The sequence below is a fragment of the Solwaraspora sp. WMMA2056 genome (assembly GCF_030345095.1).
Lineage (GTDB): Bacteria > Actinomycetota > Actinomycetes > Mycobacteriales > Micromonosporaceae > Micromonospora_E.
In genome coordinates, this window is record NZ_CP128360.1 from 3,809,076 (window position 1) to 3,830,350 (window position 21,275).

Below are 21,275 nucleotides of genomic sequence, written 5' to 3' on the forward strand. Positions count from 1 at the left end.
AACCTCCCCGGATGAGCCACACCGCGCCCATGGTGGTGGTCGGCAACCCGGACAGCCGGCGGGTCGGGGCGTTCCGGGCCGCCGCGCACGCCGCTGGCCTGCCCGTACGGGTGCTCCCCTGGCACCAGCTGGCCGCCGGCGACGTCAGCCTGCCTGACGGGGCTCAGGTGCGGGTCGACTCGCCCGGTGAGGACGCCGAGGTCGACCGGCTGCTGCGCGGCGCGGACCGGCCGCTGGCCCACGGGGAGATCAGTGGCGGTGCCGCCTGGTACGCCGGGCTGCGCGCCGCGCTCGCCCGGCTGACCGCCGCCGCGCAGCGGGCCGGCGCGACACTGCTCAACGATCCGACGGACATCGCCACGATGTTCGACAAACGGGCCTGCCAGCGGCGGCTGACCGCCGCCAGGGTGGCGCAGCCGGCCGCGCTGGACGCCGTGCCGGCCGACTGGGCGGCGCTGCGGGCGGCGCTGGCCGACGCCGGCTGGGCGCGGGCTTTCGTCAAACCGGTACACGGCTCGTCGGCCTCCGGCGTGCTGGCCCTGCACCTGGCCGGTGACCGGGCGCAGGCGGTCACCTCGGTCGAGGCGGCCGACGACGGACGGCTGTACAACTCGCTGCGGGTACGGACCTACCGCACCGAACGCGAAGTGGCATCCATCGTGGACCGCTTGGCGCCGGACGGGTTGCTGGTGCAGCGCTGGTTCCCCAAGGCCGGGCTGCACGGGCGGGTCTTCGACCTGCGGGTGCTGGTGATCGCCGGCGAACCGGGGCACGTGGTGGTGCGCAGCAGCGACGGGCCGCTGACCAACCTGCACCTGGGTAACCGGCGCGGCGACCCGGCGGCGGTCCGGGCGGTGCTCGGCCCGCAGCGCTGGTCGGCGGCGCTCGCCGAGTGCGTACGGGCGGCCCGCTGCTTCACCGGCAGCCCGCACGTCGGCGTCGACCTGATGATCGGCAGCGACTGGCGACGGTACGCCGTGGCGGAGGTGAACGCCTTCGGGGACCTGCTTCCCGGGGTGTACGACACCGCCGGGCGCGACAGCTACGCTGCCCAACTGCACGCGATGCGTACCGGCCGGGCCGCGCACTGGCGGGCCAGCGCCGGGCTGGGGAGGGCGGCATGAAGGATCTGATCGGCAGCCATGACCTGCTGTTCGTCACGCTCGACACGTTGCGCTACGACGTGGCGGCCGAGTTGCTGGCCGCCGGGCGGACACCGCAGCTGGCCCGCGCGCTGCCCGACGGGCAGTGGCAGCGCCGGCACAGCCCGGCCAGCTTCACCTACGCCGCGCACCAGGCGTTCTTCGCCGGATTCCTGCCGACACCGGCGCAGCCCGGCAGCCACCCCCGGCTGTACGCCGCCACCTTCCCGGGCGCGACCACCACCGACGAACAGACCTGGGTGTTCGACGCCCCGGACCTGGTGACCGCGCTGCGCAAGGAGGGCTACCACACGGTCTGCGTCGGCGGGGTCGGCTTCTTCAACCGGGCGTCGCCGCTCGGCGCGACGCTGCCCGGGTTGTTCGCCGAGGCGCACTGGGAGTCGAGCTTCGGGGTGACCGCGCCGGGCTGCTTCGAGGCGCAGCTGGACCGGATCGCCGAGATCGTGCCGGCGGTGCCGGCCGATCAGCCGCTGTTCCTGTTCGTCAACGTGGCCGCGATGCACCAACCGAACCGGCACTACCTGCCGGGCACCGAACGCGACAACCGGGACAGCCACGCCGCCGCCCTGGAGTACGTCGACCGGCACATCGGCCGGCTGTTCGCACTGGCCAGCTCGCGGGGCCGGCCCTGCCTGACGATCATCTGCGCCGACCACGGCACCGCGTACGGTGAAGACGGTCACAGTGGACATCGGATCGGGCACGAGGTGGTGTGGACCGTCCCGTACGCCGACTTCGTGCTCGCCCCCGGCGCGTGGTCCGACGCGGCCGACTCGCCGTGACCGGGCACGGGATCCGTGCGGACGGTGCCGGCGGGCTCGACGGTTCGCCGTACCAGGACTACCTGTACGGCTACCCGCACAAGACCGCGTACCGCCCGCTGCGCCCCCGCCCGGCGTTGCGTGACGTCTGGTCCCGGCAGCGACGCGACGCGCTCATGCTCTACCTGCACCTGCCGTTCTGCGAGATGCGCTGCGGCTTCTGCAACCTGTTCACCCGATCGAATCCGCCCGCCGACCAGGTCCGCGCCTACCTCGACCAGGTGCACCGCCAGGCGGCCCGGGTGGCCGCCGCGCTCGGCGACGACGCCCGGTTCACCCGGGTGGCCGTCGGCGGCGGCACCCCCACCTACCTGGACGCCGACGAGCTGTCGTCGATGTTCGACCTGATCGACCGGTTCCGCCCGGCCGGTACGCCGACCGCCGTGGAGACCTCACCGGCGACCGCCACCCCGGAAAGGCTGGCGGTGCTGCGTGGCCGGGGCACCACCCGGATCAGCATCGGCGTGCAGAGCTTCCTCGACGTCGAGGCGCGGGCCGCCGGTCGGCCGCAGCGGCGTACCGAGGTGGAGCGGGCCCTGGCCGCGATCCGCGACCAGCCGTTCGACGAACTCAACATCGACCTGATCTACGGCATCCCCGGCCAGACCCGGCACACCTGGGAGCAGTCCCTGGCGGCGGCACTGCGCTGGACGCCGGAGGAGCTGTTCCTCTATCCGCTGTACGTCCGTCCGCTCACCGGCCTGTCCCGCCGCGCCCCGGCAGACCTGCCTGATCCACAGTGGGACGACCAGCGGCAGGCGCTGTACCGGCAGGGCGTCGACCGGCTACGGGCCGCCGGCTACCGGCAGCTGTCCATGCGGCATTTCCGCCGGGCCGACCTGCCGGTCGACGCCACCCCGGAGTACGCCTGCCAGTCCGACGGCATGGTCGGTCTCGGCTGCGGGGCCCGGTCCTACACCGCCGACCTGCACTACTCGTTCGACTACGCGGTAGGAGTCGGCCAGGTCCGGGCGATCATCGACGACTACCTGAGCCGCCCGGAGTCCGATTTCGACCACGCCGAGGTCGGGTACCGGCTCGACACCGACGAGCAGCGGCGACGCTGGTTGATCACGTCGCTGCTGCGGGCCGACGGCTGTGACCAGGCAGCGTACGGCGACCGGTTCGGCAGCCGCGCCGTCGACGACTTCCCACAGTTGGCGGTGCTCGCCGACCGGGACTGGTTGATCGTGACGGCGGACCGGTTGGCGCTGACCGCCGCCGGCCTGGCCTACTCGGACGCGGTCGGGCCGTGGCTGGTGTCGACGGCGGTCCGGTCCGCGATGACCGCCCGGCCGGCCCGATGACCAGCCTGCCCGACCCGGTGATCAGGCCTGCCGACCTGGTGCTCAGGCCCAGCGGTCCGGTGGCCGGGCCACGGGAGTTGAGCATTCTCTACCGGGGGCCGCTGGCCAGCTGCAACTACGACTGCCCGTACTGCCCGTTCGCCAAGCGCTGCGACGACCCGGCGGCGTTGCGGGCGGACCGGGCGGCGCTGGAGCGGTTCGTCGACTGGGTGGTGCGCAACCCGCACGGCGACCGGATCTCGGTGCTGTTCACTCCGTGGGGCGAGGCGCTGACCCGGTCCTGGTACCGGCGGGCGCTGCTGCGGCTGGCCGGGCTGCCGCAGGTGGGCCGGGTGGCGATCCAGACCAACCTGGCCGCCCGGCTGGACTTCTTGGCCGACGCCGACGTCGACGCCGACCAGCGCCGTCGGCTGGCGTTCTGGGCCACCTACCATCCGGGTGAGGTGGACCAGGAGGTCTTCCTGCGCCGCTGCGGTGTGCTGCGTACCCTCGGGGTGCGCTTCTCGGTCGGGGTCGTCGGCCTGCCGGCGCACCTGGGCCCGGCGCGGGCGCTGCGGGCCGCGCTGCCAGAGGACGTCTACCTGTGGGTCAACGCCGCCGACGGGCACCGCTACGACGCGGCGCAGGAGCAGGCGTGGACCGGGATCGACCCGCTGTTCGGTTACAGCGTCCGGCCGCACGACTCGGCCGGCCGGTCGTGCCGCACCGGCGAGTCGGTGGTCTCGGTGGACGGCGACGGTACGGTGCGCCGCTGTCACTTCGTCGCCGCGCCGCTGGGCAACCTCTACGACGGCAGTTACCGGGCGGCGCTTGGTCCGCGTCCGTGCCCGTTGGCGACCTGCGACTGCCACATCGGCTACGTGCATCTGCGGACCCTCCCGCTGTACGACGTCTTCGCCGGTGGTGTCCTCGAACGCATCCCCGCCCCCACTGACCTCCCGTCCACCCGCTCATGATCACGACGATCTTGCAGTTATCGACATGGTATGCACGATTTGTCCGTCGATGAGTGCAAGATCGCGGCGATCTTGGGAGAGGTGTCAGGGGAGTGCGGCGAGCACTCTGGCGCTGCCGTCCTCGGCGGCGATCCGCTCGGCGAGCCGCCGGGCACGCTCGGCGTACTCCGGCTGGTCGAGCACGGTCCGCACGGCGGCAGCCAGCGCGCCGGCGGTCAGTCGCCGGCCGGGTAGCGGCGCGGCGCCGACGCCGAGCCGGGCCAGCCGCGCGGCCCAGAACGGCTGGTCGGCGATGAGCGGTACGGTGACCGCCGGTACGCCGGCGCGCAGCCCGGCGGCGGTGGTGCCGGCACCGGCGTGGTGTACGACGGCGGCCACCTGCGGCAGCAGCCAGTCGTGGGGCACCTCGCCGATGCCGAGCACGTCGTCGCCGTCGATGCGCAGGTCGCCCCAGCCGGCCTGGACGATCGCCCGGACGCCGGCCCGGCGCAGCGCCGCGCCGATGACGGTGCCGGCCTGCGGGTGCAGTGCCGCCATGCTGCCGAAGGTGACCAGCACCGGCGGGGGACCGTCGCGCAGGAACGCGGTCAGCTGCGGCGGGGCAGTCCAGTGCGGGTCGGTCGCCGGCCACCAGTAGCCGGCCATCTCCAGCCCGCGACGCCAGTCGGTGGGGCGGGGCAGCACACTGGGGCTGACGCCGACCAGCACCGGCCAATGTTCCGCTTCGGCCTGTGCCAGCAGCGCCGCGAGCGGCACCGGCGGCAGGCCGAGTCGGCGGCGCAACCGCCGGGAGGCGCCGTCGTAGACGCGGGCGCTGACCGCGCCGGCGGCCCGGCCGAGCGCCCGGTTGCCGGCCCGGCCGAAGGAGCGGTCGCCGAGCAGGACCGGTGGGAAGTCACCGGTGGCCGCCACCGGCTGCAGGAAGACCCCGACGCTGGGGATGCCGCGCCGCTGCGCCAGCGAGTATCCCAGCGGGGCGGTCGTGGTGGCCAGCAGCAGCACGTCGGCGTCGGTGCCGGCGTCGACCAGGCCGGCACCGAGGTCGTCGAGGTAGCGCCGACCCTGGCGGACGAACTCGGCGGTGCCGCGCAGCCCGCCGCCGAGCCGGTGCAGGCGTCGCCCGCCGGGGGTGAGCTGGGCGGCGTGCGGGTCGCCGGGCAGTTCCCGGAAGGTCAGACCGGCGTCGGTGACCAGGCCGGTGAAGTTGCGGTGGGTGGTCACGGTGACCTGGTGGCCGGCGGCGTGCAGCGTCCGACCCAGACCGGTGTACGGGGCGACGTCACCGCGGCTGCCGGCGGTGATGATCTCCACCCGCATCGGAGCCGCCGTGCTCAGGCGGGTACGTCGACGAAGTGTTCGACCACCGGCGCCGAGGCGAAGTAGGGGCCGATCAGGTCCCGCCAGCGGGGGAACCGGTCGCTGGCGCGGAAGTTCTCCTCGTGCGCGGCCACCGAGTCCCACTCGACGAGCAGGACGAACCGGGTCGGGGTCTCGATGCCCCGGGTCATCCGGACCGAGCGGCAGCCGGCGGTGGTGGCCAGCAGTTCGTGTCCGGCGGCGTACGCCGTGGCGAAGGCGTCCTCCTGGCCGGGCTGGACGTCGATGAGCGCGATCTCTAGCACCATGGCGTCAGCGTGGCACACCGCATCGCAGGTCCTCCGTGGTGGTCCGGTGCCGGTGACGGCCGCCGGGCCATCAAACAGCTAGCCTCCTAGGACGCGCTCAGACGACGTGCTTACGCTCACTCCGACCCCGGCCCGGTGTGTTCATTCGCCCCCCGGTAGGCAACAATGGCGCAAAAGGAGGGGAGTACTCCTTCGCGCTGGCGTCGTCAGCACGGTCGACCCGGTCCGCCGGTGCGACCCGGTGCCAGCGGTCGTCGCGTCCTCGGTCGATCAGGCCGGTACGCGGTGGCGGAAGAGACCTCCGTCAGTCACCGCTGCGTGCATCTCCACCGGTCCGGGCACCCATCGTCGGGCCGGCCATGGTGGTGCCGTGTGTCTGCCGGAGGTCCGAGTGAACATCCCTGCCTGGGTATGGCTGGTGAGCCTGGTCGTGCTGACCGCCGTACTCATCGCCGATCTGCTGATCATCGTCCGCCGTCCGCATGAACCGAGCATGCGGGAATCGGCGATCTGGACGACCTTCTACATCGTGCTCGCGGTCATCTTCGGTCTGGGCGTCTGGGCCACCGCCGGCGGGCGCTACGCCGGTGAGTTCTTCGCCGGGTACGTCACGGAGAAGAGTCTGTCGGTCGACAACCTCTTCGTCTTCGTGATCATCATGAGCCGCTTCGTGGTACCCCGGAAGTATCAGCAGAAGGTCCTGCTGGTCGGGGTCGTGCTGGCGCTGGTGCTGCGCGGCGGCTTCATCGCCGCCGGTGCCGTACTGATCTCGCAGTTCTCCTGGGTGTTCTACATCTTCGGCGCTTTCCTGATCTATACCGCCATCGGCCAGCTGCGGCACAACAGTCCGGCCGAGGAGTTCTCCGAGAACGCGCTGATCAAGTGGAGCCGGCGGGTGCTGCCGGTCTCCGGCGCCTACGACGGCGGCCGGTTGACCACGGTCACCGAGGCGGGGCGGCGGATGTTCACGCCGATGCTGATCGTGATGATCGCGATCGGCGTGACCGACCTGATCTTCGCGTTGGACTCGATCCCGGCGATCTTCGGCATCACCCAGGAGCCGTACCTGGTCTTCACCGCCAACGTGTTCGCCCTGATGGGGCTGCGGCAGCTCTACTTCCTGCTCGGCGGGCTGCTGGACCGGCTGGTCTACCTCAGCTTCGGCCTGGCGGCGGTGCTCGGCTTCATCGGCGTCAAGCTGGTGCTCGAGGCGTTGGCGGACAACTCGCTGTTCCTCCTCAACGGCGGCGAGCCGGTCGGCTGGGCACCGCACATCCCGATCTGGCTGTCGTTGAGCTTCATCTTCGTGACGCTGACCGTGACCACCGTGGCGTCGCTGGCGAAGTCGGCCCGCGACCGCAAGCGGGAGCTCGCCGACATCGTGAAGTAGTCGCCGACCGACGCGGAAAGCGGGGGCCGGCCAGGTGGCCGGCCCCCGCTTCTTCCGTACGGTGGGGGGGTATGTCAGCTCTGGTGCTTACGCCGCGCGGCCGAGCGGGCCCGGGCGGTCTGGTCCAGGACGACCTTGCGCAGCCGGACCGCCTCCGGGGTCACCTCGACGCACTCGTCCTCGCGGCAGAACTCCAGAGCCTGCTCCAGCGACAGCTTGCGCGGCGGGACCAGACGCTCCAGCTCGTCGGCGGTCGACGACCGCATGTTGGTGAGCTTCTTCTCCTTGGTGATGTTGACGTCCATGTCGTCGGCGCGGGAGTTCTCGCCGACCAGCATGCCCTCGTAGACCGGGGTGCCCGGCTCGACGAACAGCGAGCCGCGCTCCTGCAGGTTGAACATGGCGAAGCTGGTCGCCACCCCGGTGCGGTCGGCGACCAGCGACCCGGTGGGCCGGGTCCGCAGCTCGCCGAACCACGGCTCGTAGGACTCGAAGACGTGGTGCAGGATGCCGGTGCCGCGGGTTTCGGTGAGGAACTCGGTCCGGAACCCGATCAGCCCGCGGGCGGGCACCAGCCACTCCATCCGGATCCAGCCGGTGCCGTGGTTGACCAGCTGCTCCATCCGGCCCTTGCGGGTGGCCAGCAGCTGGGTGATGGCGCCGAGGTACTCGTCGGGGGCGTCGATGGTCAGCCGCTCGACCGGCTCACAGACCCGTCCGTCGATCTCCCGGGTCACCACCTGCGGCTTGCCGACGGTCAGCTCGTACTGCTCGCGGCGCATCTGCTCGACCAGGATCGCCAGGGCGAGTTCACCACGACCCTGCACCTCCCAGGCGTCCGGGCGTTCGGTGGGCAGCACCCGCAGCGACACGTTGCCGATCAGCTCCCGGTCCAGTCGGTCCTTGACCAGCCGGGCGGTCACCTTCGACCCCTTGACCTTGCCGGCCAGCGGCGAGTTGTTGGTGCCGATCGTCATCGAGATCGCCGGCTCGTCGACGGTGATCAGCGGCAGCGGACGGGGGTCGTCGGCGTCGGTGAGGGTCTCGCCGATCATGATGTCGGGGATGCCGGCGACCGCCATGATGTCGCCTGGTCCGGCGGCCTCGGCCGGCTTGCGTTCCAGCCCTTCGGTCATCAGCAGTTCGGAGATGCGGACCTTCTGCACGCTGCCGTCGGTGCGGCACCAGGCGACCGTCTGGCCCTTGCGGATGGTGCCCTGCCGGACCCGGCACAGCGCGAGCCGGCCGAGGAACGGCGAGGCGTCGAGGTTCGTCACGTGCGCCTGCAGCGGCGCGTCCGGGTCGAAGGCCGGTGCCGGGATCGTGCCGAGCAGGGTCCGGAACAGCGGCTCCAGGTTGTCGCTGTCGTCGGGCACCGACCCGTCGGCGGGCTGGGTGAGGGAGGCGATGCCGTCGCGGGCGCAGGCGTAGACGATCGGGAAGTCGATCTGCTCCTCGTCGGCGTCCAGGTCGAGGAAGAGTTCGTACGTGTCGTCGACGACCTCCTTGATCCGGGCGTCCGGCCGGTCGACCTTGTTGATCACCAGGATGATCGGCAGCCGGGCGCGCAGCGCCTTGCGCAGCACGAACCGGGTCTGCGGCAGCGGGCCCTCGCTGGCGTCGACCAGCAGGACCACGCCGTCGACCATGGTCAGGCCGCGTTCTACCTCGCCGCCGAAGTCGGCGTGGCCGGGGGTGTCGATGATGTTGATGACCACGGGTTCGCCCTGGTCCGACACGTAGGTGATCGCGGTGTTCTTGGCCAGGATCGTGATGCCCTTCTCCCGTTCCAGGTCCATCGAGTCCATGGCCCGGTCGGCCAGCTCGGCCCGGCTGTGCAGCTGGCCGCCTTGGCGCAGCATCGCGTCAACCAGCGTGGTCTTACCGTGGTCGACATGCGCGATGATGGCCACGTTGCGGAGATCGGAGCGGGTCTGCATGACCCTATCCTCCGGTATCGGCGTGCCGGCCCGGCATCGGGTCGGCAGAGACGCTCGCCGCAGCGGGCTGCGCGCCGGCTCCGACGCTCGTCGACGCCGGCTCGGGGCCGGCTCCGCCGCCCGCCGCAGCGGGCTCCGGGTCGGGTCGGCGGGCCAGCGCGCTGGGCCACCAGAAGCGTCGGCCGAGCACCATCGCGATCGCGGGCACCAGCAGGGTCCGGACCAGCAGGGTGTCGAGCAGCACGCCGAACCCGACGATGATGCCGATCTCGGTGAGGGTGACCAGCGGCAGGACGCCGAGGACCGCGAAGACCGCCGCGAGCAGGATGCCGGCGCTGGTGATGACGCCGCCGGTGACGGCCAGGGCGGTCCGCATGCCCTGCCGGGTGCCCTCGACGGGGGCCTCCTCGCGGGCCCGGGTGGTCAGGAAGATGTTGTAGTCGACGCCGAGGGCGACCAGGAACAGGAAGGACAGCAGCGGGACGCTGGTGTCCAGCGCCGGGTAGCCGAGGACCTGGGTGAACAGGGTGGTGGCGGCGCCGAGGGCGGCGAAGAAGGTGGCGACCACCGTACCGACCAGGATCAGCGGCGCGACGATGGAGCGCAGCAGCAGGATCAGCACCGCCAGGACCACCACCAGCACCAGGGGTACGACGACCCGCAGGTCGCGCAGGGCGGCGTCGCGGGTGTCGAGGTTCGTGGCGACGGAGCCGCCGACGAGGGCGTCGGCCTCCGGTACGGCGTCGAGCGCGGTCCGCAGTTCGGTGATCGCCTGGTAGCTCTCGGTGCTGTCCGGTTCTGCCTCCAGCACCACCTCGATGACGGCGAGGTCGTCGTCGCCGCCAGCGGGTCGGGCACTGGCGACCCCGTCGACCGATTCGACGGCGGCCAGCACCGCAGGGGTGCGGGCGGCGTCGGCGACGACGATCACCGGGTCGGCGGTGCCGGACGGGAACGACCGGGACAGGGTGGCCAGCCCGTCGATGGATTCGGCGCTGACCCGGAACTGTTCGGTCTTGCTCAGCCCGAGCCGGGCGTCGAGCAGGCCGGTGGCGAGGACGGCGAGCAGCAGCAGGGAGCCGGCGAGCACGGTGCGGGGGCGACGGCTGACCAGGTTGCCGGCGCGGGCCCACAGCCCGGTGCGGGTGGGGTCGGGCTGGCCGGGGCGGGGGATGAACGGCCAGAACAGGCCCCGGCCGCAGACCGACAGCGCGGCGGGTAGTACGACCAGGCCGTACACCATGGCGGTGGTGATGCCGACGGCGCCGGCGACGCCGATGGCGCGGTCGTTGGCCAGTACGGCGGCGAGCAGGGTGAGCAGGCTGAGCACGACGGTCATGGCGCTGGCGGTGATAGCCGGTCCGGCGGAGCTCAGCGCCCGGCGCAGCGCCTGCCGGCGGTCGGGTACGCGGCGTAGTTCCTCGCGGTAGCGGGCGATGAGCAGGAGGGCGTAGTTGGTGCCGGCGCCGAAGACGAGCACGTCGACGATGCCGGTGGTGGAGGCGTCGATCCGTAGGTCGATGGCGCGGCTGACGATGGCGATGAGTCCGTTGCTGACCACGTCGGCGGTGCCGACCACGGCGAGCGGGACCAGCCAGAGCCAGGGGCTGCGGTAGGTGACCAGCAGCAGCGCGGCGACGACGGCGACGGTGGCGGCGAGCAGGGTGAAGTTGGCGCCGTCGAAGGCGGCGGCGACGTCGGCGGTGAAGCCGGCCCCGCCGGTGAGTTGGGCGGTGGCCCCGGCGGGCAGGTCGGCGCGGGCCTGCGCGCGGAGCCGGTCGACGATGTCGCCGAGCGCCACGGGGTCGATCTCGGCCGGGAGTGGGACGGCGACCAGGGCGGCGGTGCGGTCCGGGGCGTACACCGGTGGGCTGACCTCGCCGACGGCCTCGCGGGCGAAGGCCTCGCGGTCGGCGGCGATCGCCACGTCGTCGGCGGCGGTCAGTGGTTGGCCGTCGCGGGAGTAGACGACGAGGGCGGGGTTTACCTGTCCGCCGGGCAACTGCCTGCGCAGTTCGGCGACCTGGGCCGACTCGGCGGTGTCGGGGAGCGCCCCGGTGGGGTCGTTGCCGGTACGGGGGTCGCCGGCGAAGCCGATCACCAGGGCGGAGAAGGCCGCCATGGTGAGCAGGACCAGCCATGCGCTCCATCTGCCGCAGATGATCGCGGTGAGCCTGGTGCCAACTGTGGTGCCCATCGGTGTCCTCGTCGCTCGCCGGGTGGTCGGCTCCGCCGGGTGGGTGACGTCACCCGCCCGGCGTAAAGCTCGATCATCGAATATCTCGTTGGTCGAGACTATAGCGGGTCTGGGATAGGGTTTCGACAACAGCGGAACGGAGGACGACGGTTGGACGCCGGCGTATGGGGACCCCGGCCGAGTGGCCGGCAGGCGGTGGTCGCGGAGATCGTCCGCCGGCTGCGGGGGTACACGGTCGAGGCGGGTCACGTCGGTCACGCCTTCGCGGCCCTGCACCACCTGCACGCCACCGATCTGCAGGCGCTGATCGCCGTGATGGACGCCGAGCAGTCCGGCGAGCCGATCACCCCGGGCGGGCTGGCGACCCAGTTGAATCTCACCTCCAGTTCGGTCACCGCCCTGGTCGACCGGCTGGAACGGGCCGGGCACCTGCACCGCGACCGGGACCCCGGCGACCGGCGCAAGGTCCGGCTCCGGTACGCCCCCGACGGCGCCCGGCTGGCCCGGGAGTTCTTCGCGCCGCTGGGCCGGCGTACCGACGCGGTGATGGCCGAGTTCACCGACGACGAGCTGGAGACGGTCCGCCGGTTCCTGGCCGCGATGGGCGAGTCGACCCGGGCGCACCGCGACGAGGTCCGTGCCGCCGCCCGGGCCGGTGACCGGCAGACCGACGGCGGCGACGGTGCCCGCTGACCGGCGATGGCCCGGCCGGGTCCGGGTGCGCCGTGACCTGTCGGTGCGGACCCGGGACGGGTTGCGGCTGCGGACCGACCACTACGTGCCACCCGGCGGCGGCGCGGCGGCCACCGTCCTGATCCGCACCCCGTACGGCCGGGGCGGGCCGATCCGGCTGCTCGGTCTGCTCTTCGCCCGCCGGGGCTGGCACTGCGTGGTGCAGTCGTGCCGGGGCACGTTCGGCTCCGACGGGGTGTTCGAGCCGTTGCTGCACGAGCGCGCCGACGGGCTCGACACCCTGGCCTGGCTGCGCTGCCAGCCCTGGTACGACGGGCGGCTGGGCACCTTCGGGATCAGCTACCAGGGCTTCGGGCAGTGGGCCACGGCTGCCCACTGCGGCGGGGACCTGCGGGCCATGGTCGCCGTCGTCACCGCCGCGCAGACCCGGGACTCCACCTACGCCGGCGGTGCGTTCTCGCTGGACACCGTGCTGACCTGGGCCGAGCTGCTGGCTGCCCAGCAGGTGCCGTGGCTGACCCGCCAGCGGGAGTTGCGCCGGGGTCAGCCCCGACTGGTCGCCGGTCTGGCGCACCTGCCGCTGGCCGAGGCGGACCGGGTCGCCACCGGTGCCACCGTGCCGTTCTTTCAGCAGTGGCTGGCCGAGCATCGGCCGGCCGCGCCGTACTGGCTGCCCCGGATGTTCGACCGGGAGATCGACCGGGTCGTCGCGCCGGTGTCGATGGTCACCGGCTGGCACGACATCTTCCTGCCCGCCCAGTTGGCTGACTACGCCGCGTTGCGCGCCGCAGGCCGTCGGCCCCGGCTGGTGGTCGGCCCGTGGACGCACGGTAGCCCCGGCCTGTTCGTCACCGCCGCGCGCGAGGCGGTGCGGTTCTTCGGCGCTCACCTGGACGCCGGGCCGCCGGGCGATGAGCTGCCGGACCCTGAGCTGCCGGACGACGGGCCGCCGCCGGACCCCGGGCTGCCGGACGACGAGCTGCCGGCAGGCGGGTCGCCGCCGGTGGCGGGCCTCCCGGTCCGGGTGCACGTCGCCGGTGCCGGCTGGCGCGAACTCGACGACTGGCCGCCGCCGGCCACCCCGACCCGGTGGTACCTGTGGCCGGGCGGCCGGCTGGACCGGGCGGTGCCACCGGCTTGCGAGCCGGACCAGCACCGGTACGACCCGGCCGATCCGACGCCGTCGCTCGGCGGTGCCCTGCTGGTCGCCCAGCGTGCCGGCGTACGGGACAACCGGGTGCTGGAGGCCCGGGCCGACGTGCTGACCTACACCAGTGCGGTGCTCGACCGGCCGGTCGAGGTGATCGGTCCGGTCACCGCCGAGGTGTACGTGCGCAGTTCGGTGCCGTACTTCGACGTCTTCGTGCGGTTGTGCCGGGTCGACCGGTGGGGTCGGTCGTTCAATGTCTGTGACGGACTGTCCAGGGTCGACCCGGATGTCGTCGGTCCTGACCTCGACGAGCGGCCGGTCGTCGTGACGCTGTGGCCGACCGCCTGCCGGTTCGCTCCTGGTGAGCGGCTGCGGCTGCAGGTCAGCGGTGGGGCGCATCCCCGGTGGGCGCGCAACCCCGGTACCGGTGAGCCGCTCGGCCGCGCCACCCGGCTGCGGGCCGGCCAGCGGTGGATCTTCCATGATCCGCAGCGTCCGTCGGCGGTCCGGCTTGCAATCACAGTGGACTGACGCGCAACTTCCACGACTGGGCGGACTCCTCGCCACGTGTTGCTTTGATTTGCATACTCTGAGTTATTTACGCTGGTCAGAAGCTTGTCGATCACGCTATTCTCGGAGCAGGGCACCGTACAACGGTCCCCGTCGCCGGGCCGACGGCGCTGGGGGATCAGGTGGACCGACCGCCGGACGGGGCCCGGTGCGAGGTGAGCCACCGACCCGGCCGGCCGGTGGTCACAGTGGATCAGGCTGCGGGTGCCGGTAACCCGGCGGAGCGCCCAGGATCCACCCGGCTGGCGGGTGCGAGTCGGTCCCACCTTCCCGCCGGTGTCGACCGGAGCGTCGATCCGGCACCAGACGATCCCATCCGCGCCGGACCGGTCGACCGGTCGTGTCCGGCCCTGTCCAGACAGCCGGGGAGCCGGGACCTGCGACTCCACCGACGTACCACCGGCTGGGAAAGGAGGCCTGCCACATGGGAATCTGGACCGATCTCGCGACCTGGCGGGGTCCCACCGTCAACAGCGGCAACGGCACCGGCGCGCTCGACGAGCCGCAGGACCGGCTCGACGAACACCATGGCATCGTCGTGCACATCGCCGCCGGCTACTTCGAGGGCACGATCGCGTGGCAACGCAATCCGGCGTCGCGGGTGTCGTCACACTTCGTGGTGGCCAAGGACGGGCGGGTCGCCCAGATGGTGGACACCGAGATCCGGGCGTGGACCCAGCGGGCCGGCAACCGCACCTGGCTCAGCATCGAGAACGAAGGGTTCCTACCGGACCGGCTGACCCCACAACAACTGGAGGCCAACGCCCAGTTGCTCGCCCGTTCGCACCGGGAACACGGCATCCCGGTCCGCAACGCGAACAGCCCGCGCGAGCGCGGACTCGGCCACCACAGCATGGGCGCCGAGCACGGATTCGACTGGGGGCACTCGCAGTGCCCCGGCCCGGCGATCGTGGCCCAGAAGCCGGCGATCGTCGCCCGGGCGGCGCAGATCATCACCGCGACCCGTCCACCGACGCCACCGCGTCCACGGTGGATTATCGACGACCTCGACGACCCGGGAGACAACGTCATGTATCTCGTGCAGTGCACCACCCAGACCCCGAACCCGATCTTCGTCGTCCACGACAGCGGCAAGGTGCGGCACATCGGTCCCGCCGAGCTCGCCTTCCTGCGCAGCCTCACCGGCGACGACGCCGTACCCACCATCACCGAGTCCGAGCCGAGCGCCTGCGCCCGACTGCTCGCCGAGGCGCGGGTGTCCCAGGGGTTCCTGCAGAACTGACCGGTGCGGTCCGGGCGGTCCGACCCACGACCGGGCCGGACCGCCCGACCAGGTGCCCGTCCCGTGCCGGTTCGCCGTTCCCCACCCTCGCGGACCCCGTTGCCCACGTGGACCCGCGTGGGCGGCGGATGCCCGTCACGACCGGTTCCAAACCTGCGCCGGGCCCGACGACGGCGCCCGCGCCCCGGCACCGCCCGGTTGGTTTCCGTTCCGGTCGCCCCGGGTAGGGCCTGCGGAGCGCACAGCTTCCCGTCGCCGACCCGAGGAGCGCGACCATGGGCGACAGCCAGCACACCCGCCAGGACCCCACCGAGCGGTACGGGCAACAGCAGGGCCAGCCGGTGCAGCAGCAGCGCCCGCCCGGCACCGGGGCGCAGATGGACCCGCCACCGGACCACGGCGAGCAGACCTACCAGGGCACCGGCAAGCTGACCGACCGGCGGGCGGTGATCACCGGCGGGGACTCGGGCATCGGCCGGGCGGTGGCGCTGGCGTTCGCCCGGGAAGGCGCCGACGTCGTCATCTCCTACCTGCCCCAGGAGGAACGCGACGCCCGGGAAACCGTCCGGCTGATCGAACAGGCCGGCCGGCGGGCGGTGCCGGTGCCCGGCGACATCACCGAGGAACAGCAGTGCGTGGATCTGGTACGCCGGGCCGTCGAGGAACTCGGCGGCATCGACATCCTGGTCAACAACGCCGCCTACCAGATGGCGCAGGAGAAGGGCATCGCCGAGATCACCACCGAACAGTTCGACCGGGTGCTCAAGACCAACTTGTACGCGATGTTCTGGATCTGCAGGGCGGCGGTCCCGCACATGCCACCGGGCTCCAGCATCATCAACACCTCCTCGATCCAGGCGTTCGACCCCTCGCCGCCGCTGCTGGACTACGCCACCACCAAGGCGGGCATCGTCAACTTCACCAAGGGACTGGCGGCGAACCTGGTCGACCAGGGGATCCGGGTCAACTCGGTGGCGCCCGGTCCGGTCTGGACCCCACTGATCCCGGCGACCATGCCGCCGGAGGCGGTGGAGAAGTTCGGCACCCAGACGCCGATCGGCCGGCCGGCGCAGCCGGCGGAGCTCGCTCCGTCGTTCGTCTTCTTCGCCTCGGCCGAGTCCAGTTACACCACTGGCGAGGTGCTCGCCGTGACAGGTGGCCGCCGTACCGTGTGACATCGTCGCGCGTCGGTGACCGTACGGGTGTGCCGGCGTTCGATACCGTGAGCCGGTGACCGCAGCGCGTCAGGCCGGCATCGCCCGGGTGGGCATCGACTTCGGCACCTCCAGCACGGTGGCGGTCCTCGCGTCGCCGCACCGGGAGCCGCGTCCGCTGCTGTTCGACGGGTCACCGCTGCTGCCGTCGGCGGTCTGCCTCGACCCCACCGGGCGCGTCCTGGTCGGCCGGGACGCGTACCACACGGCGATGTCGATGCCGGAAGCCTTCGAGCCGTACCCGAAGCAGCGGGTCGACGACGAGTCGGTCCTGCTCGGCGGCACGGAGGTCGCGGTGTCGCGGCTGTACCGGGCGGTGCTGGAACGGGTGGTCGCCGAGGCCCGGCACGCCGTCGGGCAGGCGGCGGGCGGGCCGATGGAGGTCGTGTTGACCTGCCCCGTCGCCTGGGGGCAGCATCGCCGGGCCACCCTGCTGGCCGCCGCGCCGGCCGGTGCCCGGCTCGTCGACGAACCGGTGGCCGCCGCACACCACTTCGGTGAGCTGGCCGGCGTCGACATCACCGAGGGCCGGACCGCGGTCGTCTACGACCTCGGGGCCGGCACCTTCGACGCGGCGCTGGTACGCCGTACCGCCACCGGGTTCGACGTGGTGGCCGCCGAGGGGGTCGCCGACTGCGGCGGGCTGGACATCGACGCGGCCATCGTGCGGCACCTGACGGCGGCGGTCGGCGACAGCGACGTCTGGCAGCGGCTGGACCGGCCGGCGACCGCGACGGACCGCCGGGCCCGTCGACAGTTGTGGGAGAACGTCCGGGCCGGCAAGGAGATGCTGTCGCGGACCGTGACCACCCAGATTCACCTGCCGCTGCTCGAACTCGACGTACCGCTGGGGCGGGAGACGCTCGACGAGTTGGCCGCGCCGGTCATCGGCCGGACCGTCGAAACGGTCGGCCGGCTACTGCGTGACGCCGGGGTGGACGTCACCGACCTCGCAGCGATCCTGCTGGCCGGCGGTGCCAGCCGGATGCCGGTGGTGTCCACCGCACTGCACCGGGCGTTCGGCATCGTCGCCAGCACCGTCGACCAACCGGAACTTGCCGTGGCCGAGGGCAGCCTGCGGGTGCCGGTCGACCGCCCTGCGTCGGCGGTCGCACCACAGCCGCCACCAGCCCAGGCACCGGCATCAGCCCAGGCGCCGGCCGGGCAGGTCGGGTCACCGGCCCGGCCGGACCGCACCCGGGTCCGGCGGATCGGGCTGATCGGCCTGGCCACCGTGGTCGCCCTCGGGGTCCTCGCCGTCGGGGCCACCGCGCTGTCCGCCCGCGACGACAACACGTCAGGTACGGCCGAGCCGACTCCCACTCCCGACCTCGACTCCTCGCCGACGCCGAGTCCGTCGCCCAGCTACCCGCCCGGCGTCGACCCGTGCCTGCTGGGCGCCTGGCGCATCGTCTACAACACCACGCACGGTCTCATCGACGGCGAACGGGTTCCGTACGTCGGAGGTGCCGACACCCTCCTCACCTATGCGGCGGACAACACCTACACCTTCGACTACGCCGAGACGAAACCGGTCGTCGCCACCTACGGCGGTGACACCTACGCCAGCCAGACCCGGGGGACCGCCACCCTGCGCTACGACGCCGACGGCACGGTGATGCTGCTGTCGATGGTGAGCGACAGGTCGACCGGCGAGCTGCGCCGCAACGGCACCGTGATCGACAGCCAGGACGCACCGTTCTTCCTGGAACCACAGGAGTACCGCTGCACCGCTGGGCGCCTGCTCGTCGCCAGCAGCCAGGGCAACTACACGTTCGAGGCGGTACGGATCACGGCGACGGCCGTGGCCGACTGACGTCCCGCCCGACGGTCCGGCCGCCGGGCGGGGCACTCACCAGCCGCGGGCCCGCCAGGTCGGCAGCGCCGGGCGTTCGGCACCGAGAGTGGAATCCTTGCCGTGCCCGGGGTAGAACCAGGTGTCGTCGGGCAGCCGGTCGAACAGCTTGTGCTCGACGTCGTCGAGCAGGGCGGCGAAGTCGCGCTGGTCGCCACGGGTGTTGCCGACCCCGCCAGGGAACAAGGCATCACCGGTGAAAAGGTGCGGGACACCATCGGGATCGCGGTGCAGCAGGGCGATCGAGCCGGGGGTGTGCCCGACCAGGTGGACGACCTCCAACTCGCCGTCGCCGACGGTGATCCGGTCGCCGTCGGCGACGGTGGCGGTGACCAGCGGCAGGCCGTCGGCGTCGGCCGGGTGGGCCAGCGAGGCAGCGCCGGTCGCGGTGACCACTTCCTCCAGGGCCACCCAGTGGTCCATGTGCTGGTGCGTGGTGACCACGGTGGCGAGGCCCGCCGCGCCGGCCAGCTCCAGCAGCCGGGGTGCCTCGTTGGCCGCGTCGATCAGCAGCTGCTCGCCGGTCCGCCGGCAGCGCAGCAGGTACGCGTTGTTGTCCATCGGGCCGACCGCGACCTTGGTGATGGTCAGGGTGCTCAGCTCCCGGGTGTCCGGCGGTCCGCCGACGGTGACGTCTCCCGAGTAGGACACCGCAACCTCCTGCTGGTCGTGGCCCGGCGGAATTGGGTTTCCCGGGCTGCCGGGTGAAGGTTACCGTTGCTCCGACGCGTCAGGCAGAACTCGTGGGAAGGAGGTGATGGCGACCGTGCCCGTGCGCTGCGGTACGCCCGCCCGTCCTTTCCTCCGGTGCCGACCGGCCGTCCCGGCCGGCCGGTGCCCCTCGACCTGACAAGGGTTCCCCATGACGTTCGACCTCGCGTCCCTCGGTTGGGACGCCTCCTACGACCGTGCCCTGACCACTGTCGACGCCGGTGACCGCCCGGGCCGGGTCACCCGGGTGGACCGGGGCGTGTGCACCGTACTGACCGCTGACGGCCCGGTGCGCGCGAGCATCGCCGGTGCCGTCCTGACCGCGGCGGCCGCCGATCCGGTGGCGCTGCCCTGCGCCGGGGACTGGGTGACCGTGCGGCGGTGGCCGGACCAGCGGATCACCGCGCAACGGGTGCTGCCCCGGCGGACCACGCTGGTCCGGCGTACCGCCGGGAAGGACTCCTCCGGCCAGGTCCTGGCCGCCAACATCGACACCGCGGCGGTCGTCGAACCGATGCATCCGGCCCCCGACGTGGGCCGGGTCGAACGGTTTCTCGCCCTTGCCTGGGAGTCCGGCGCCGCACCGGTGGTGCTGCTCACCAAGTGCGACGCCGCCGCCGACCCGGCGGCGGTGGCCGGGTCGCTGGCCGCCGTGGCACCGGGGGTGCCGGTGATCGCGGTGAGCGCGCAACGCGGCGACGGGCTGGCGCAGGTCCGTCCGTACGTGGCCGCCGGGCGCACCCTCGGCCTGCTCGGCCCGTCCGGTGCCGGCAAGTCGACCCTGGTCAACGCGCTCGCCGGGGCCGAGGTGATGGGCACCCAGCAGATTCGTCGGGTCGACGGCAAGGGCCGGCACACCACCACGTACCGGGCGTTGATTCCGATTCCTGGCGGTGGCGCGGTGCTGGACACCCCGGGGGTGCGTGCGGTGGGCCTGCTGGACGCCGCCGACGGCCTGGACGAGGCCTTCGCCGACGTCGCGCAGCTGGCCACGGCGTGCCGGTTCGCCGACTGCGGGCACGGCACCGAGCCGGGCTGCGCGGTACGGGCCGCGTTGGACTCCGGCGAGCTGCCGGTACGTCGCTGGGAGAGCTGGCAGCGGCTGCAGCGGGAGGTGGCCTACGAGATGCGTCGCCGGGACGCCCGGTTGGCCGCCGCCGAACGGGCCAAGTGGAAGCGGATCACCAAGGAGCACCGGGGACGACACCGGCCGGCCTGAGCCACCCGGCCGGCCCGGGTCGCCGGGCCGGCAGTTCACCACCTGGTGAGCTGCCGGCCCGGCGGTCAGCCGCCGGTCGGGTGTTCGCGCAGCCAGTCGTCGACGGTGTCGGCACGGACCGCTGCGTACAGGGATGCGGCCACCTCGTCGTCGGGGAACACGACGCTCTGCCCGGCCCGCTGCCCGGTGCCCGACGACGGCGACGTGAGCATGGTCAGGTCGGCGCTGCGCAGCTGGCGTAGCGCCCAGATCGTGTCGAACACCGAGGTGGCCTCGTCCACGCTGACCGCGTCGGCGGTGGCCCGCAGGAAGTCGTTCAGTCGGCCGGGGTCGGTGAGCAGGCCACTGCCGCGTGCCTGGTCCAGTACCGCCGCGATGATCTCCTGCTGGTGGCGCATCCGGGTGAAGTCGCCGTCGGCGAACTGCTTGCGCTGGCGGGCGTAGTCCAGGGCCGTCTGCCCGTCCATGTGCTGCAGACCGGGGGTGAACTGCCGGTACGGCGGGTGGACCGAGGTGAACGGCTCGTCGACGGCGAGGTCGATGCCGCCGACCGCGTCGATGATCTCGGCGAAGCCGCCGAAGTCGATCAGCACGACGTGGTCGATGCGGACACCGGTGAACGCCTCCACGGTCTGCACCAGCAGCGGCGTGCCGCCGGTGGCGTACGCGGAATTGATCTTGTCTTCCCGGCCGTCGCCGGTGCCGTCGGGGTCCGGCACGGTGACCCAGGTGTCCCGGGGGATCGAGACCAGCTGCACGCTGTCGCGCTGCGCCGGCAGGTGGGCCAGGATGATGGTGTCGGTGCGGGAGCCGACCGTCTCCGGGTCACGGGAGTCACTGCCGACGATCAGGAAGTTGCGGGCCTGCTCCACGGCCTTCACCGGCCGCTGCGCCTCGGGCAGCGTGTCGAAGATCTCCACCTTGTCGACCCGTGACTCGACCGAGCGGGCGTAGAGCCAGCCGGCGGTCGCCGTACCGCCGATCACCAGCAGCAGCGACAGCCCGAGGATCAGCGCGGTCAGGCGCAGCCAGCGCAGCCCGCGCCGGGGTCGCGGCGGCGGGGCCGGTGCGGCGTCCGGGGCCGGTGCATCGGCGGCCGTGGGCGGCACGGCGGGCGGGTCGTCGCTGTTCGCGACCGGTGACGGCATGGAATCAGACGGTACGTCGCGATCGGTCCCGTCGACACTGTCGGCTCGGCTGATCCTTGCTGGTCCGGCCCGG

General features: G+C 72.5%; 17 protein-coding genes. 11 read left to right on the top strand and 6 right to left on the bottom strand.

Annotated elements, in window-relative coordinates; translation table 11 throughout:
- Positions 1–11 precede the first annotated feature (11 nt).
- The 4 genes from O7608_RS17380 to O7608_RS17395 are packed head-to-tail and all read left to right on the top strand — an operon-like array spanning position 12 to position 4,247.
- Positions 12–1,124, top strand: a complete 1,113-nt coding sequence (locus O7608_RS17380; RefSeq protein ID WP_289205581.1) for an STM4014 family protein — start codon at positions 12–14, stop codon at positions 1,122–1,124.
- Positions 1,121–1,945 carry an STM4013/SEN3800 family hydrolase gene (locus tag O7608_RS17385; protein WP_289205582.1) on the top strand — a complete coding sequence of 275 codons (825 nt, stop codon included), beginning with the start codon at positions 1,121–1,123 and terminating at the stop codon, positions 1,943–1,945. Before O7608_RS17380 ends, O7608_RS17385 begins: the two co-directional genes overlap by 4 nt.
- Positions 1,942–3,291, top strand: a complete 1,350-nt coding sequence (locus tag O7608_RS17390; protein ID WP_289205583.1) for an STM4012 family radical SAM protein — start codon at positions 1,942–1,944, stop codon at positions 3,289–3,291. The genes O7608_RS17385 and O7608_RS17390 overlap by 4 nt, the downstream gene beginning before the upstream one ends.
- Positions 3,288–4,247, top strand: coding sequence for an STM4011 family radical SAM protein (locus tag O7608_RS17395; protein WP_289205584.1), 960 nt, complete (start codon positions 3,288–3,290; stop codon positions 4,245–4,247). The genes O7608_RS17390 and O7608_RS17395 overlap by 4 nt, the downstream gene beginning before the upstream one ends.
- Before the next feature lie 84 nt (positions 4,248–4,331).
- Here the strand turns inward: O7608_RS17395 and O7608_RS17400 are convergent, their stop codons facing one another.
- Together O7608_RS17400 and O7608_RS17405 are read right to left on the bottom strand one after the other, a co-directional pair.
- The gene (locus O7608_RS17400; protein ID WP_289205585.1) at positions 4,332–5,564 is read right to left on the bottom strand and encodes a glycosyltransferase; all 1,233 of its coding nucleotides are present in this window, start codon (positions 5,562–5,564) and stop codon (positions 4,332–4,334) included.
- Positions 5,565–5,578: 14 nt separating this feature from the next.
- A complete protein-coding gene (locus tag O7608_RS17405) occupies positions 5,579–5,872 on the bottom strand; it encodes an antibiotic biosynthesis monooxygenase family protein (RefSeq protein WP_289205586.1) in 294 nt (97 codons plus the stop codon).
- Positions 5,873–6,263: 391 nt separating this feature from the next.
- Here O7608_RS17405 and O7608_RS17410 point away from each other — a divergent pair, with 391 nt between their 5' ends.
- Positions 6,264–7,262 (top strand): TerC family protein, encoded by a 999-nt coding sequence (locus O7608_RS17410; protein ID WP_289205587.1) that lies wholly within the window; start codon positions 6,264–6,266, stop codon positions 7,260–7,262.
- 74 nt (positions 7,263–7,336) lie between these two features.
- Here O7608_RS17410 and typA read toward each other — a convergent pair whose 3' ends face one another.
- Positions 7,337–9,202 (bottom strand): translational GTPase TypA, encoded by a 1,866-nt coding sequence (gene typA / locus O7608_RS17415; protein ID WP_289205588.1) that lies wholly within the window; start codon positions 9,200–9,202, stop codon positions 7,337–7,339.
- 4 nt (positions 9,203–9,206) lie between these two features.
- The gene (locus tag O7608_RS17420; RefSeq protein WP_289205589.1) at positions 9,207–11,399 is read right to left on the bottom strand and encodes an MMPL family transporter; all 2,193 of its coding nucleotides are present in this window, start codon (positions 11,397–11,399) and stop codon (positions 9,207–9,209) included.
- Positions 11,400–11,549: 150 nt separating this feature from the next.
- On the opposite strand from O7608_RS17420, the gene O7608_RS17425 reads away from it, so the two are divergent.
- The 5 genes from O7608_RS17425 to O7608_RS17445 all read left to right on the top strand — a co-directional run bounded on the left by O7608_RS17425 (position 11,550) and on the right by O7608_RS17445 (position 18,085).
- The gene (locus O7608_RS17425) at positions 11,550–12,092 is read left to right on the top strand and encodes a MarR family winged helix-turn-helix transcriptional regulator (protein ID WP_289205590.1); all 543 of its coding nucleotides are present in this window, start codon (positions 11,550–11,552) and stop codon (positions 12,090–12,092) included.
- Positions 12,082–13,773, top strand: a complete 1,692-nt coding sequence (locus O7608_RS17430) for a CocE/NonD family hydrolase (RefSeq protein ID WP_289205591.1) — start codon at positions 12,082–12,084, stop codon at positions 13,771–13,773. Before O7608_RS17425 ends, O7608_RS17430 begins: the two co-directional genes overlap by 11 nt.
- Positions 13,774–14,236: 463 nt before the next feature.
- A complete protein-coding gene (locus O7608_RS17435; RefSeq protein ID WP_289205592.1) occupies positions 14,237–15,055 on the top strand; it encodes a peptidoglycan recognition protein family protein in 819 nt (272 codons plus the stop codon).
- 275 nt (positions 15,056–15,330) lie between these two features.
- Entirely contained in the window at positions 15,331–16,230 is a 900-nt protein-coding gene (locus tag O7608_RS17440) for an SDR family oxidoreductase (protein WP_289205593.1), read from the top strand.
- 55 nt (positions 16,231–16,285) lie between these two features.
- A complete protein-coding gene (locus tag O7608_RS17445) occupies positions 16,286–18,085 on the top strand; it encodes an Hsp70 family protein (protein ID WP_289205594.1) in 1,800 nt (599 codons plus the stop codon).
- A gap of 36 nt (positions 18,086–18,121) precedes the next feature.
- Here the strand turns inward: O7608_RS17445 and O7608_RS17450 are convergent, their stop codons facing one another.
- Positions 18,122–18,775 carry an MBL fold metallo-hydrolase gene (locus O7608_RS17450; RefSeq protein ID WP_289205595.1) on the bottom strand — a complete coding sequence of 218 codons (654 nt, stop codon included), beginning with the start codon at positions 18,773–18,775 and terminating at the stop codon, positions 18,122–18,124.
- 211 nt (positions 18,776–18,986) lie between these two features.
- Here O7608_RS17450 and rsgA point away from each other — a divergent pair, with 211 nt between their 5' ends.
- Positions 18,987–20,054, top strand: a complete 1,068-nt coding sequence (gene rsgA, locus O7608_RS17455) for a ribosome small subunit-dependent GTPase A (protein ID WP_289205596.1) — start codon at positions 18,987–18,989, stop codon at positions 20,052–20,054.
- Between the two features lie 65 nt (positions 20,055–20,119).
- Here the strand turns inward: rsgA and O7608_RS17460 are convergent, their stop codons facing one another.
- Positions 20,120–21,202: an LCP family protein gene (locus O7608_RS17460; protein ID WP_289205597.1), complete on the bottom strand. Its 1,083-nt coding sequence runs from the start codon at positions 21,200–21,202 to the stop codon at positions 20,120–20,122.
- Positions 21,203–21,275: the final 73 nt, after the last annotated feature.

What these genes read in the sequence shown, in the direction of transcription:
- O7608_RS17380 (WP_289205581.1), top strand. Translation starts at nt 12, where the DNA reads ATGAGCCACACCGCGCCCATGGTGGTGGTCGGCAACCCGGACAGCCGG.
- O7608_RS17385 (WP_289205582.1), top strand. Translation starts at nt 1,121, where the DNA reads ATGAAGGATCTGATCGGCAGCCATGACCTGCTGTTCGTCACGCTCGAC.
- O7608_RS17395 (WP_289205584.1), top strand. Translation starts at nt 3,288, where the DNA reads ATGACCAGCCTGCCCGACCCGGTGATCAGGCCTGCCGACCTGGTGCTC.
- O7608_RS17400 (WP_289205585.1), bottom strand. Translation starts at nt 5,564, where the DNA reads ATGCGGGTGGAGATCATCACCGCCGGCAGCCGCGGTGACGTCGCCCCG.
- O7608_RS17405 (WP_289205586.1), bottom strand. Translation starts at nt 5,872, where the DNA reads ATGGTGCTAGAGATCGCGCTCATCGACGTCCAGCCCGGCCAGGAGGAC.
- typA (WP_289205588.1), bottom strand. Translation starts at nt 9,202, where the DNA reads ATGCAGACCCGCTCCGATCTCCGCAACGTGGCCATCATCGCGCATGTC.
- O7608_RS17420 (WP_289205589.1), bottom strand. Translation starts at nt 11,399, where the DNA reads ATGGGCACCACAGTTGGCACCAGGCTCACCGCGATCATCTGCGGCAGA.
- O7608_RS17435 (WP_289205592.1), top strand. Translation starts at nt 14,237, where the DNA reads ATGGGAATCTGGACCGATCTCGCGACCTGGCGGGGTCCCACCGTCAAC.
- O7608_RS17440 (WP_289205593.1), top strand. Translation starts at nt 15,331, where the DNA reads ATGGGCGACAGCCAGCACACCCGCCAGGACCCCACCGAGCGGTACGGG.
- rsgA (WP_289205596.1), top strand. Translation starts at nt 18,987, where the DNA reads ATGACGTTCGACCTCGCGTCCCTCGGTTGGGACGCCTCCTACGACCGT.
- O7608_RS17460 (WP_289205597.1), bottom strand. Translation starts at nt 21,202, where the DNA reads ATGCCGTCACCGGTCGCGAACAGCGACGACCCGCCCGCCGTGCCGCCC.